The following is a 13,056-nucleotide window of genomic DNA, read 5'->3' as shown; positions in this document are numbered from 1 at the left end:
CCCGCCCCACCATCCCCTCACAACGAGGTAGCACGAATTGGCGCTAAGCGGGGCTGAGAGGGGCAATTCGTGCTACGTCGATGGGTTATAGGGTAGCGGGCGGGGTCAGCTGAAGACGACGGTGCGCTTGCCGTCCAGCAGCACCCGGTGCTCCGCGTGCCACTTCACGGCGCGGGTGAGGGTGAAGCCTTCGACCTCCCGGCCGAGGACGACGAACTCGCGGGCCGTCTGTGCGTGGGTGACGCGCTGGACAGACTGCTCGATGATCGGGCCTTCGTCGAGGTCGGCGGTCACGTAGTGGGCGGTGGCGCCGATCAGCTTCACGCCTCGCTCGTGGGCCTGGTGGTAGGGCCTGGCCCCCTTGAAGGCGGGCAGGAAGGAGTGGTGGATGTTGATGGCACGGCCACTGAGCTCGCGGCACAGGTCATCCGAGAGGATCTGCATGTAACGGGCGAGGACGACCAACTCGATGTCGTACTCATCGACCAGCTCCATCAGCCGTGCCTCGGCGGCGGCTTTGTTGGAGTTGCCGTCAGCGTCCTTGGTGATCGGCACGTGGATGAAGGGGACGTTGTAGAACTCGGCCATGGGCTCCAGGTCCCGGTGGTTCGAGACCACCACGGGGACCTCGATCGGCAGGGTGCCGGAGCGCTGCTGGAAGAGCAGGTCATTCAGGGTGCGTCCGTCTTTGGAGCACATGATCAGCGTGCGGGTCTTGCGGCTGTTGGCCCACACCGTCAGTTCCATGGAGAACTCGTCGCGGACCGGGGCCAGTGCCGCCTCGACGGCCTCCTGGTTCTCGGGAGTGGTGAACTCCACGCGCATGAAGAAGTTGCCGGTGTCCGGAGAGTCGAACTGTTTGGACTCGGTGATGTTGCCCTGGATCTCGAGCAGAGCGCCGGAGACGGCGTGGACGATACCGCGGGTGTTTCGGCAGGACAGGGTCAGCACCATGGCGTTGTTGTCGGACGCGTTGGCGGACGCAGCAGTGGTGCCAGTGGCGGTGGAAGCGCTGGGGGTAGGAGTGGAATTGCTCATGCCGACAGCATACCTATCTCCATAGTGATTCGTGTCACCAGAGAAAAAATCGAGTGAGGACGGCCGGATCGGCGGTTAACGCCTCCACCAAACAGTGGGCCAGAAAACCTCGGCTGGGAAGGTCTCATGTGTAACAGTGGGCGTCACCAGTCCGGTGTCGGTGTCACGTGGAGGCGATCCGAAAAGCGCCGTCGCGGACTCGCTAGGTGCAATGTCAGCTAGAGCAAAGGATGCGCGATGAACGACCAGCAGATCTTGTGGTTGGTGATTGGCGTGGTGGTGCTTCTCATCATCATCGCCGTGGCCGTCGTCCTGGGGAACCGACGCCGTGCCCGACGGCGCGAGGAAGACCACCGCGCTGCGGAGCAGCTCCGCGAGGACGCGGCCCGGCAATATGGGCGCACTCGGGCCGAAGAGGAGGAGGCCGCCGCCGCGCGACAGGAGGCGGAGGCAGCTGAGGAAGAGGCCCGGCGCCTGCGCGCCGAGGCCGAGGAGCGGGAGCGCGCGGCCGGTACCTCCCGTGGTGCGCTGGATTCCCAGCTGCGGGAAGCGGACCGGCTTGATCCCGAAGTCCAGACCGACCGGAAGGGCCACCGTCAGGACGGTGCCGATCCGGTCGACGAAATTGATCCACACAACACTTCTGGTCGCGCTGGTGGCAGCGCGGGGACCGGAGTCGGCATTGACGAAGAGCGGGCCGACTCCCCTCCACGTGCGCAGGAGTCCTCGGTTCATGCCCGGCACAAACGTGACGAGTCGGAGGCCGAGCACGAGATCGTGGAACGGCGAATTGCTCTGGACCCGTCAGAGGAGCCGCGCGATTCGGTGGCGGCAGGACCGCCACTCCGTTCCGGCCAGGAAGAACTGCCCGAGGAGGAGTCCACTGAAGGCCAGAGATCCCCAGCATCGCCGTCCGAAAAGCCATCGGCGTCCGGGAAGCCAGCGCCGCCCGCCTCAGGGAGGGGAAGCCATGCAGCGACCCCAACTGACGGCGACCCCGGTCGTGGCTGAATCCTGACCTGAAAGCGGAAGCCCCCCCGTTGCCGCCGCTGACACGAGTCAGTGACGGCAACGGGGGGCCTTCGCGGACCTGGTGCCCTGAAAGAACCAGGGCTACCGGAGATTACCGGTCCTGATCCACGCCCATGCCCGGAACGTCGGCTCCGTCGGCGTCGGCCTTGACGGTGTCCTCGATGCGCTGACCGATGGTCGGGTCCACGTTCTTCCAGTACTGGAAGGCGTTCGACAGCACCGGCTCCTTCACGCCGTCCAGGGCACCGGCCACGGTCTGGACGAAGCGATCCCGTTGGGCCTGGTCGAAGACCTCGTTCAGGAGCGTGCGGGGCTGGCTGACGTCGTCGTCCTCGGGGTGCAGATCGTAGGCCGAGCGAACCAGGTCGCCGTCGGACTCCCAGCTGGCGTCCACGGTGCCGGTCTCATCCGACCACGAGCTGCCGAAGGAGTTCGGCGCGTACACCGGTGCAGCGCCGGAGTGCTCGTACTGCATGTGGCCCTCGAAGTTGTACGTGTGGACCTCGTTGACGGGCTTGTTCACCGGCAGCTGCTGGAAGTTGGTGCCGATGCGGTAGCGCTGGGCGTCCTGGTAGGCGAAGTTGCGGCCTAGCAGCATCTTGTCCGGGCTCATGCCCATGCCGGGGACCATGTTGGCCGGGGAGAAGGCGGCCTGCTCGATCTCGGCGAAGAAGTTGGCCGGGTTCTCGTTCAGGGTCATGGTGCCGACCTTGATGCGCGGGTAGTCCTTCTTGGACCAGGTCTTGGTCAGGTCGAAGGGGTTGAACCGGTAGGTCTTGGCCTCCTCGTACGGCATGACCTGGACGTAGAGATCCCACTGGGGGAACTCGCCGCGCTGGATCGACTCGAACAGGTCCTGGCGGTGGATGTCGGCATTGGCGCCGGCCAGCCGCTCGGCCTCCTCGTTGCTCAGCGACTCGGCACCCTGGCGGGACTCGAAGTGGTACTTGACCCAGAAGCGCTCTCCGGCCTCGTTGATCCACATGTAGGTGTGGGAGCCGTAGCCGTTCATGTGGCGCCAGGTCTTCGGCAGTCCGCGGTCACCCATCAGGTAGGTCACCTGGTGAGCGGACTCCGGGTTCTGGGTCCAGAAGTCCCACTGCATGGTGCCGTCACGCAGGCCGGAGTCCGGCAGACGCTTCTGCGAGCGGATGAAGTGCGGGAACTTCATGGGGTCGCGCACGAAGAAGATCGGGGTGTTGTTGCCGACCAGGTCGAAGTTGCCCTCTTCGGTGTAGAACTTCAGGGCGAAGCCGCGCACGTCCCGCCAGGTGTCCGGGGAGCCCAGCTCGCCGGCGACGGTGGAGAAGCGGGCCAGCATGCGCGTGCTGACGCCCGGCTGGAACAGGGCGGCCTTGGTGTAGGCGCTCACGTCCTCGGTGGTCTCGAAGACGCCGAAGGCACCGGCGCCCTTGGCGTGCGGGCGGCGCTCCGGGACGTTCATCCGGTTGAAGTGCTGCAGCGTCTCCACCAGGTGGCTGTCGTGCAGGACGATGGGGCCGTTGTTGCCCACGGTCAGCGAGTTGCGGTCGCTGACGGCGGGAATGCCTGCCTGGGTGGTCGAACCGGTGCCGTGCGGAGTCGTTTCCGTCATCACAGTCTCCTTGATCGGGGGATGTTGCTGATGCATTCGGGATGGGTGGAAGACCGGTCAGCCCTGGTGGGCTTCCCGGGGGTCTGTAGGTTCTTCTGTGGGGCTGTCAGTGGATGCCGCGCAGTCGGCGCAGAGGCCCTGATAGACGACGTCGGCCACCTGGATGGTCATGCCGTGCGTCTCCGCGGGGCTCAGGCACGGAGCGTGGCCGACCGCGCAGGTCACGTCCTCGATCCGGCCGCATTGAGTGCAGACGGCGTGGTGGTGATTGTCTGCCACGCGGGTCTCATACCGGGCCGGCGAGTTGGCCAGGTCGAGTTGCCGGATGAGGGCGACATCGGTCAGTGAGTGCAGCACGGTGTAGATCGACTGGACCGTGATCTCGGGCAAAGTCTGCCGCACGTGAGCCAGGACCTCATCGGCAGAGGCGTGCGGGATCTGATGCAGAGCATCCAGCACGGCCAGGCGCTGCTTGGTCACACGCAATCCCGCGGCCCGCAGGCGCCCGGCCCAGATCAGGGACGCGGTGCCGGTACTGTCCTGCGTCGTGGAAGCGGCGGAGCGGGTCATGACCCCAGTATGACATGTTTTGAGTGACTCATAAATAGGGCGTGGCTGCCCTGACTGTCGCCACCGCCGCCACCGCTGCTCTCCGTCCGGCCCGAGTCGCGCCGATGGTCGAGGCCGACGCACCGTAGCCCACCAGATACAGCCCTGGCACAGCAGTCACGCTGACTCCGTCGGTGTCCATGCGCACTCCACCACCGCGTTCCCGGAGGCGCAGTGGCGAGAGATGGTCGAGCGAGGCGCGGAACCCGGTGGCCCACAGAATCGTGTCCGTCGGGGTCTCCCACCGGGTGTCCGGCTGGCCCGCCTGGCCCGCCTGGCCCGGCTGCACCGAGTGCCCCGGCAGGGCCGGCACCCGTTCGAGACCACCGGCCGCCGCACCACCCGGCGCCAGCAACCGGTCGGCCACCGGTCCCTGGGACGGCACCGCGCCGCCGTCGGGTCCCGGACCGTCCAGAACCACCCCGGTGGACGTGATCCGGCGCAACGGACCGCGACTGATGAGAACTCCCGACCTCAACCCCGTGAGGTACTGATCGGTGACGGGCAGACCCGTGGCCGCGACGACGGACAGCGGCGGCAGTCCCAGGGTGGTGCGGGCCGAGACAGCGGCCTCCACGTCCGTTCCCCACGAGGAGTCGAAGAACCGGTCCGTCCAGTCCGGTGCGCGCCGGGTGCTCCATACCGTGTGGGCCCCGGCCTCGTCGAGTTGCAGCAGAAACTGCAGTGCGGAGGTGCCGCCGCCGACCACGAGCACCCGCTGACCCGCGAACTCCTCGGCCGAGGTGAACTCACGCGTGTGCAACTGACGGCCGATGAACTCGGCAATCCCCGGGTAGTAGGGGACGTAGGGGCTGTTCCAGGTGCCCGTGGCGTTGATGACGGTGCGGGTTCGCCAGAGTCGTCCGTCATCCGCTCTGATCGTGAAGGTCTCGTCGTCCTCGTTGGCGACCGACTCGACGTGCACCGGCCGGATCACCGGCAACTCGAGCTCGCTCTCGTAGGTGCCGTAGTAATCGGAGACGACCCTGCTGGCGGGTATGCCCGGATCCGGGGCGTTCAAGGACATCCCGGGAAGATCGTGGATTCCGTGGGCGGCGTCCAGGGTGAGGGAATCCCAGCGATGACGCCACGCTCCGCCCGGGCCGTCATTGCCGTCCAGGACGACGTAGTCCCGCCACGGTCGCAGTCCTTTGCGCAGCAGTTGGCCGGCCGCGCTGAGGCCGGCCTGACCGGCTCCGATCACGACGACGTCGAGCGGCTCCGCAGGTGAGGGGTGCAAGGAGGCAGGGGTGGGAGTCACAGCAGGATCAGCGTCGCCGCCGTCGTCGGTATTCCGGGCCGGCGGTGGGCCGCCCCACGGTAGGATGGACGGCGCAGGCCGCGACTGGCGAAGGTGGATGACCACCGGGAAGCGGCGAACACGGACCACGGTGCGCCCACGGGGCCACCGACCCGTGAAAGGCCACTGGACCGCCCGCCTGGGTCCGGCGGCGGCCAACGAACGTGACTACGCCAGCAGGAGCCTTTCGTGACCGAGTCGAGCACCACGCCCTCCCCGACGCCCGCTTCCCAGACCGCATCCCGCCACCCCGCATCGAGCCACGCAGCCGTGGAGATGAACAACCGCCCGCTGTCCGAGGTCGATCCGGAGATCGCCTCCGTCCTCGGCCAGGAACTGGGCCGTCAGCGGGACACCCTGGAGATGATCGCCTCCGAGAACTTCGTTCCCCGGGCCGTCCTGCAGACTCAGGGGTCCGTCCTGACCAACAAGTACGCCGAAGGCTATCCCGGCCGCCGCTACTACGGCGGCTGTGAGCACGTGGATGTGGCGGAGAATCTCGCGATCGAGCGCGCGAAGTCGCTCTTCGGCGCCGAACACGCCAACGTCCAGCCGCACGCCGGCGCCCAGGCCAACGTGGCACTGATGACCGCCCTGATGAACCCCGGGGACACGCTGATGGGGCTGTCCCTGGCGCACGGCGGGCACCTGACCCATGGCATGAAGCTGAACTTCTCCGGCAAGACCTACACCATCGCCGCATACGAGGTGGATCCGGACACGCACCGGATCGACATGGACGCGGTCCGCGAGAAGGCCCTCGCCGAGCGTCCCGCCGTCATCGTGGCCGGCTGGTCCGCGTACCCGCGTCAGCTCGATTTCGCCGCGTTCCGGTCCATCGCGGACGAGGTGGGGGCCAAGCTCTGGGTGGACATGGCGCATTTCGCCGGGCTGGTCGCCGCGGGGCTGCATCCCAACCCGGTTCCGTGCTCGGACGTGGTCACCTCCACCGCGCACAAGACGCTGGCCGGACCGCGCTCGGGCTTCATCCTGTCCCGGCAGGAGTACCAGAAGGCGATCGACTCGGCGGTGTTCCCGGGGCAGCAGGGCGGTCCGCTCATGCACGCCATCGCCGGCAAGGCCGTGGCCTTCAAGATCGCCGCCTCCGAAGAGTTCGCCGAGCGCCAGCGCCGCACCATCGAGGGCGCCCAGATCCTGGCTGAGCGGCTCACCGCGAGCGATGTGGCCGAGCACGGGATCTCGATCCTGACCGGTGGCACCGACGTCCACCTGATCCTCGTCGACCTGCGTCACGCCGAGGTGGACGGCCGTCAGGCCGAAGACCTATTGCACGAGGTCGGCATCACCGTGAACCGCAACTCGGTCCCGTGGGACCCGCGCCCGCCGATGACCACCTCGGGGTTGCGCATCGGCACTCCCGCTCTGGCGACGCGGGGTTTCGGGCCGGCCGAGTTCTCTGAGGTCGCCGATGTCATCGCCCAGGCTCTCAAGCCCGGACCGGATGTGGAGGCCCTGCGCGCTCGCGTGCAGAAGCTCGCCGCGGACTTCCCGCTGTATGACGGACTGGAGAGCTGGTGAGCCTCGCGGCTCGTGACAGTGACCACTTCAATCACTATGGTGATAGGTAATTATTCGGCCGACCCCCGCAAGGAAGCGTGATTCCGCTGTGACTGCACAAAAGCTCGATGGCCGTGCAACCGCCACCGCCATCAAGAAGGATCTGACTCAGCGCGTCGAGGCGCTCCGGGAGCAGGGCGTGGTCCCCGGACTCGGTACCGTCCTGGTCGGCGAGGATCCCGGCTCGCAGTCCTATGTGGCCGGAAAGCACCGCGACTGCGCCGAGGTGGGCATCACCTCGATTCGCCGCGATCTGCCAGAGTCCACCACCGAGGAAGAGCTGCTCGCCGTGGTGGAGGAGCTGAACAACAATGACGAGTGCACCGGGTACATCGTCCAGTTGCCGCTGCCCCAGCACATCGACACCGACCGCGTCCTCGAGGCCATCGACCCGGACAAGGACGCCGACGGGCTGCATCCCATGAACCTGGGCCGCCTGGTCGCCTCGGTGGGCGGGGAGTTGAACTCACCGCTTCCCTGCACCCCCAAGGGCTGCGTCGAGCTGCTCAAGCACTACGGGATCGAGCTGGCCGGCAAGGTCGTGCTGGTCATCGGCCGTGGCGTGACCATCGGCCGCCCCGCCGGTTTGGTGCTGACTCGCCGTGACGTCAACGCGACCGTGGTGCTGGCCCACACCGGGACCAAGGACCTCAAGGCCGAGCTGGCCCGCGCCGACGTCATCATCGCCGCGGCCGGTCAGGCGCACATGGTCAAGCCCGAGGACGTCAAGGACGATGTGATCGTGCTGGACGTCGGCGTCTCGCGCGTTGAGGGTGAGGACGGCAAGGCCAAGATCACCGGCGACGTCGACCCGGCCGTGGCTGAGAAGGCCTCCTGGATGGCCCCCAACCCCGGCGGTGTGGGACCGATGACCCGCGTGGAGCTGCTGGCCAACGTGGTGGAATCCGCCGAGCGGGCTGTCGGACGAGCGAAGTGAACGCGGCGGGGTGATCCGCAGATCGTCCCGCCCCTGCCTACCGGCCCCGAGCCCGGCGCGCTACACTGCCGCGAGTGCTCCCTGAACAGGAAAACCCCGTCACGCCGGTCATCGAGGCCCGTTCCCTGACCAAACGCTACGGCGACGTCACCGCCGTTGACGGCATCGACTTTGCTGTTCGCTCGGGTGAGTCCTTCGGTCTGCTGGGTCCTAACGGTGCGGGAAAGTCCACCGCCATGCGGATGATCGGCGGGGTCTCCCAACGCTCCTCGGGCGAACTGAGCATCATGGGGTTGGACCCGGACGGCAAAGGCCCCGAGGTCCGCGCTCACCTCGGTGTGGTCCCGCAGCAGGACAATCTGGACGAGGAACTCACCGTCCGGGACAACCTGATCGTGTACGGCCGCTACTTCGGCCTGCCTTTCAGCTATCTGCGCCCCAAGGCGTGGGAACTTCTGGAGTTCGCCCAGCTCACCGAGAAGGCCGACGTCCGGGTCGACGACCTCTCCGGCGGCATGAAGCGCCGGCTCGTGATCGCCCGCGCGCTCGTCAACGACCCCAAGATCCTGCTGCTGGACGAGCCCACCACCGGACTGGACCCGCAGGCTCGCCACACCCTGTGGGACCGGCTGTTCCGGCTCAAGGAGCGCGGTACCACCCTGGTGCTGACCACGCACTACATGGACGAGGCCGAGCAGTTGTGCGACCGGCTCATCGTGGTGGACCACGGACGCATCATGGCCGAGGGTTCTCCGTCCTCGCTGATCCGGGAGCATTCCAGCCGCGAGGTCCTGGAGGTCCGCTTCGGTGCCCAGCGCAACGAGGAGGTGGCCCGTCAACTCGAACGTGAGCTGCCGGGGCGAACCACGCCCGCGGACCGGCCCCTCGTGGAGCGGATCGAGTCGCTGCCGGACCGGGTGCTGGTGTACGCCCATGAAGGCGAAGCCGCCCTCGAGGCGGTGACCGGGCTCGGGCTCGCACCGATCACCTCACTCGTGCGCCGGTCCTCTCTGGAGGACGTCTTCCTGACCTTGACGGGGAGGAGCCTCATTGAGTGAGTCGTCCGTCTCCACCGAGCCGCCTCCGTCCGCCGAGCCACCGTTGACGACCGAGTCGCCCGCCGTGACCGATCCGATCGTGTCAGCCGCCCGCGTCCGACGGTTCGGCGCCTGGTACTACGCGGAGCACTATCTGCAGAGCATGCGCCGCTATGGCTCAGTCATCCTGGTCTCGGCCATCGGTGAACCGCTCATCTATCTGCTGGCCATGGGTCTGGGGCTGGCCACCCTGATCGACGGCGGTCAACCGATGGCCGAGGGGACGTCCGGGGTCAGCTATCTCCAGTTCATCGCTCCGGCGCTGTTGGCGGCGGGCACCCTGATGGCCTCGGCCACGGAGTTCACGTATCCGGTATTGGACGGATTCAAATGGCACCGGCTCTATTACGGCCCACAGGCGAGCCCGATCCAGCCCCGTCAGATCGCCGGCGGACACGTCGTGGCAGTGCTGTTGCGGTACGTGGTGCAGTCTGTGCTGTTCTTCCTGGTCATGCTCGCCTTCGGGGGGGTGTCCAGCCCGTGGGGTTCGCTGCAGATTCTCTCCGCGTGCCTTGGGGGTCTGGCCGTGGGTCTGCCCCTGATGGCCTACACGGCCACCCTGACGCGTGAAGGTGGACAGCTTTCCCTGGTCCAGCGGTTCATCATCATGCCGCTGTTCCTGTTCTCGGCCACGTTCTATCCGCTGGACTCTCTACCGGTGTCCTTGCAGTGGATCGGTTGGATCTCGCCTCAATGGCACGCCGCCCAGTTAGGTCGGATGGCTTCGTACGGGATGGCGAATCCCGCCTGGCTGACGGCGGTTCACGTGATCTACCTGGTGGCCCTGGCGGTGCTGGGCTGGTGCCTGGTCGCCCGCACCTACACCCGTCGCCTGGGTTGGGTGCCGGGACGTCCCGATCGCGAGGCGACCGGCTCCGCCCGCCGGTCACGTCCGGAACGCACAGCCCGACGACGGCCCGCCTCGGCCGACGTCGTGCCGGTGCCGCCGATGCCTCCGGTCTCAGTGCGAACCGGGCCTGCGGCAGGGATGTACGGGGGCCGGATTTCGGTGGTGGTCGAGCGTGGCCTGAAGGCCCTGAGGACCTCCAACTGGGCGGTGTTCATCTCCGGGTTTCTGGAGCCGGTGCTGTACCTGCTGAGTTTGGGCATCGGGCTGGGCGGACTGGTGGGGGACGTCGAGGGCCCGGGTGGACCGGTCAGTTACGGGGAGTACATCGCTCCGGCGCTGTTGGCCGTCTCGGCCATGAACGGTGCCGTGTATGACTCCACGTGGAACGTCTTCTTCAAGATGAAGATGTCCAAGCTGTACGAGACCATGCTCAATACCTCGCTGGGTCCGATCGACGTGGCCCTGGGTGAGATCACGCTGGCGCTGATGCGCGGTGGCCTGTACTCCGTGGCGTTCCTGATCATCATGTCCGCGCTCGGGTTGGTGACGAGTTGGTGGGCGCTGCTCCTGCTCCCGGCTGCCCTGATGATCGCCTTCGCCTTCGCGTCGATCGGCATGGCCGTCACGAGCTACATGAGCACGTTCCAGCAGATGGACTGGATCACGGTGGCCCTGATGCCGATGTTCCTGTTCTCCGCCACGTTCTTCCCGCTGAGCGTCTATCCGGAACCGATTCAGTGGGCCATCCAGGCGCTGCCGCTGTGGCACGGGGTCGAGCTGCTGCGCCAGCTCGGGGCCGGCGTGTTCACCGAGTGGACGATCGTGCACCTGCTGTATTTCGCGGCGATGATCGGCCTCGGCATGCTGTTCACCTCACGTCGGCTCAGGGCGCTGTTCCTGAGCTGAGTTCTGGACCCGAGACTGGTGCCCGCTGGCGCGCCGCGGCGGTCCGCAGGGTCGCGATGAGTCCGATGAGGGCGAGCGCGATCGCGGTGCTGCCCAACACCGCCACGCTGGCGTGCAGGCCCATCGTGGTCGCCACGATGCCGGCACCCAGTGAGGGCAGGGCGTTGGAGAGATAGCAGATGATGTAGACGCCGGACAACAGCCCCGCTCGCTCCACGGGGGCGGCGATCGGCACCACGGTGCGCAGCACCCCTTGGAATCCGACGCCGAATCCGTAGCCGGCCACGGAGGCCCCGAGGAAGACCAGCCACGCGGCGTGGGTCAACGTCGCGGTGATGATCAGGCCCAGTCCGACCGCCAACGCGAGCGTTCCGCTGATGAAGGCGAAGTTCGGCGAAAGGCGCATGACCAGGAGCACGGCCACCGCACCCGTTCCGGTCAGTGCGAAGACGAACCACCCTCCGAGCAGGGGAGAGCTGTCACCGGTGAGGTCTCGGGCCAGATTGGGGCCGAGCGAGAGCACGAAGCCGCCGACCGCCCAGACCGCCACGAGTACCGGAGCGGTCGCCTGCACCATCGGGCGGGCACTGGCCGGGATGCTGATTCGGGGCGCGAGTGAGGTCAGTGCGCCGGGGCGCCGGGTCACGGTTTCGGGGACGGAGACCAGGGCCGCCAGCAACAGGCAGAACATGACCAGTAAGCAGGTGAAGACGGCTATGGCGGGTGCTGACGTCGCCGTGGAGATCAGGCCGCTGCCGAGCCCGCCGATGGCCATGCCGACCAGGGGCACCAGCCCGTTGATCATCGGCCCCCGAGCCGGATGGAGATCCACCAGTGCGGAGGCATACGCTGTGGTGGCGATGCCCGTCGCCGCTCCCTGCAGGGCCCGGGCCACGATCAGGGTGGGTGCGGAGTCGGCGACCATGAAGACGACGAGGGCCACGAGTTGCATCGCGATGGCCCCGGCCACGACGGTTCGTCGGCCCAGAAAGTCGGACAGTGAGCCGGTGGTCAACAGCGCTAGCATCAGGATCACGGGGTAGGTCGCGAAGACCAGCGTCATCACCACCGGGCTGAGGCCCAGGGTTTCTTGATACTCGGCGTACAACGGTGTCGGAGCGCTCGAGGAGGCCATGAAGGCCACCGCGATGAGCGCATAGACGGCCAGTGCCCCGCGGTGACCCAGCAGCCGCCGTCCTGTGCGACAGGACGGGGCCTGTGGTCCCGCTCCGCGAGGTGCCCGCTGTCCCATCGCCACTCCCATGCTGTGTCATGCTTCACCGAGTAGTACTCAGTAGTACTCAAACGTTGCACTAACGCAATTATTCTGCCGAGTAGACAGTAGGCAGTGCCTGGACTAAACGCAACAATGTGGCGTTAGAGACCTTAAACTGGGTGGCATGTCACATCGATCAGCTCCGCGTCCCGGTGGTCGCAGCGCCAGGATTCAGCGCGCCGTGCACGAGGCGGCATCGGCGCTGCTCTCCGAGCTGCCGCGCGATGAGGTGACCGTGGCCCGTATCGCCGAGCGAGCAGAGGTGGACCCGACGACGATCTACCGGCGGTGGGGGACCGTCGCGCAGTTGTTCTCGGATGTTGCCGCGAACCGGATCCGAGAGGCCTCGGTCCCGGAGTCGACCGGGTCGCTGCGCGGAGACCTCACGGCGTGGGCGCGGGTGTACGGCGAAGAACTCTCCTCCGGACCCGGCCGGGGCTATCTCGCCGAGGCGCTGGCCGGTGACCCGAGTGGGGACAACGCCAGACAGTGCGCGGACCACTCGGTCGACTCGATCAGTCTGATTCTCGAGCGCTTCCCCGACGAACCGGCCCCCACGGTCGACGAGGTCCTCGAACGCGTCATCGCTCCGCTGATCTACCGCATCCTCTTCGCCCCCACCTGGCCGCTGCAGGGCTATGCCGAACGCCTCGTGAACGAACTGCTCAGTGCTCCCAGACCGCCCAGTCCCCACGATGAGCCGCCCTGTGGCGTGTAGTTGATCGGCCGTGCCGCTGACCCTGGGAATGTTGCCGGACGCCACCGCGCGGATACATTACTCTGTTTTTATGAGTAAGCTGTTGCCATGAGCGAAGCACCCACGTCTGAGCAAGGGGTAC

Annotated in this window: 11 protein-coding genes; 6 read left to right on the top strand and 5 right to left on the bottom strand. The window is 67.0% G+C overall.

Translation table 11 applies throughout. From position 1 onward, the window contains the following. Positions 1-105 precede the first annotated feature (105 nt). Positions 106-1,038, bottom strand: coding sequence for a formyltetrahydrofolate deformylase (gene purU, locus ACFQQD_RS12590; protein WP_378089840.1), 933 nt, complete (start codon positions 1,036-1,038; stop codon positions 106-108). 237 nt (positions 1,039-1,275) lie between these two features. Between purU and ACFQQD_RS12585 the strand changes: the two genes are divergently transcribed. Continuing rightward, positions 1,276-2,049, top strand: a complete 774-nt coding sequence (locus ACFQQD_RS12585; protein ID WP_378089838.1) for a hypothetical protein — start codon at positions 1,276-1,278, stop codon at positions 2,047-2,049. Between the two features lie 112 nt (positions 2,050-2,161). Here ACFQQD_RS12585 and ACFQQD_RS12580 read toward each other — a convergent pair whose 3' ends face one another. Genes ACFQQD_RS12580 through ACFQQD_RS12570 form a run of 3 tightly spaced genes read right to left on the bottom strand, consistent with a single transcriptional unit; the run spans position 2,162 to position 5,534 of the window. Continuing rightward, positions 2,162-3,664: a catalase gene (locus ACFQQD_RS12580; protein ID WP_378089836.1), complete on the bottom strand. Its 1,503-nt coding sequence runs from the start codon at positions 3,662-3,664 to the stop codon at positions 2,162-2,164. 57 nt (positions 3,665-3,721) lie between these two features. Beyond that, complete coding sequence (locus ACFQQD_RS12575; protein ID WP_378089833.1) at positions 3,722-4,234, bottom strand: Fur family transcriptional regulator; 513 nt, start codon at positions 4,232-4,234, stop codon at positions 3,722-3,724. 28 nt (positions 4,235-4,262) lie between these two features. Then, positions 4,263-5,534 (bottom strand): NAD(P)-binding domain-containing protein, encoded by a 1,272-nt coding sequence (locus tag ACFQQD_RS12570; RefSeq protein ID WP_378089831.1) that lies wholly within the window; start codon positions 5,532-5,534, stop codon positions 4,263-4,265. Positions 5,535-5,849: 315 nt separating this feature from the next. On the opposite strand from ACFQQD_RS12570, the gene glyA reads away from it, so the two are divergent. The 4 genes from glyA (at position 5,850) to ACFQQD_RS12550 (ending at position 10,941) form a co-directional block, all read left to right on the top strand. Then, a complete protein-coding gene (gene glyA / locus ACFQQD_RS12565; RefSeq protein ID WP_378090142.1) occupies positions 5,850-7,112 on the top strand; it encodes a serine hydroxymethyltransferase in 1,263 nt (420 codons plus the stop codon). A gap of 88 nt (positions 7,113-7,200) precedes the next feature. Next, positions 7,201-8,088, top strand: coding sequence for a bifunctional methylenetetrahydrofolate dehydrogenase/methenyltetrahydrofolate cyclohydrolase (locus ACFQQD_RS12560; protein ID WP_378089829.1), 888 nt, complete (start codon positions 7,201-7,203; stop codon positions 8,086-8,088). 74 nt (positions 8,089-8,162) lie between these two features. Then, positions 8,163-9,146 (top strand): ABC transporter ATP-binding protein, encoded by a 984-nt coding sequence (locus ACFQQD_RS12555; protein ID WP_378089827.1) that lies wholly within the window; start codon positions 8,163-8,165, stop codon positions 9,144-9,146. Continuing rightward, positions 9,139-10,941: an ABC transporter permease gene (locus ACFQQD_RS12550; protein ID WP_378089825.1), complete on the top strand. Its 1,803-nt coding sequence runs from the start codon at positions 9,139-9,141 to the stop codon at positions 10,939-10,941. The genes ACFQQD_RS12555 and ACFQQD_RS12550 overlap by 8 nt, the downstream gene beginning before the upstream one ends. Here the strand turns inward: ACFQQD_RS12550 and ACFQQD_RS12545 are convergent. Further along, positions 10,919-12,205, bottom strand: coding sequence for an MFS transporter (locus ACFQQD_RS12545; protein WP_378089823.1), 1,287 nt, complete (start codon positions 12,203-12,205; stop codon positions 10,919-10,921). The two genes, ACFQQD_RS12550 and ACFQQD_RS12545, sit on opposite strands and share 23 nt — an antisense overlap. Before the next feature lie 136 nt (positions 12,206-12,341). Between ACFQQD_RS12545 and ACFQQD_RS12540 the strand changes: the two genes are divergently transcribed. Then, positions 12,342-12,935, top strand: coding sequence for a TetR/AcrR family transcriptional regulator (locus tag ACFQQD_RS12540; RefSeq protein ID WP_378089821.1), 594 nt, complete (start codon positions 12,342-12,344; stop codon positions 12,933-12,935). Positions 12,936-13,056 lie beyond the last annotated feature (121 nt).

The organism is Citricoccus sp. GCM10030269, from assembly GCF_042665635.1.
Taxonomy (GTDB): domain Bacteria; phylum Actinomycetota; class Actinomycetes; order Actinomycetales; family Micrococcaceae; genus Citricoccus.
Note: the sequence above shows the minus strand (reverse complement) of the source record. Positions and strands in the feature narration are given on the sequence as shown.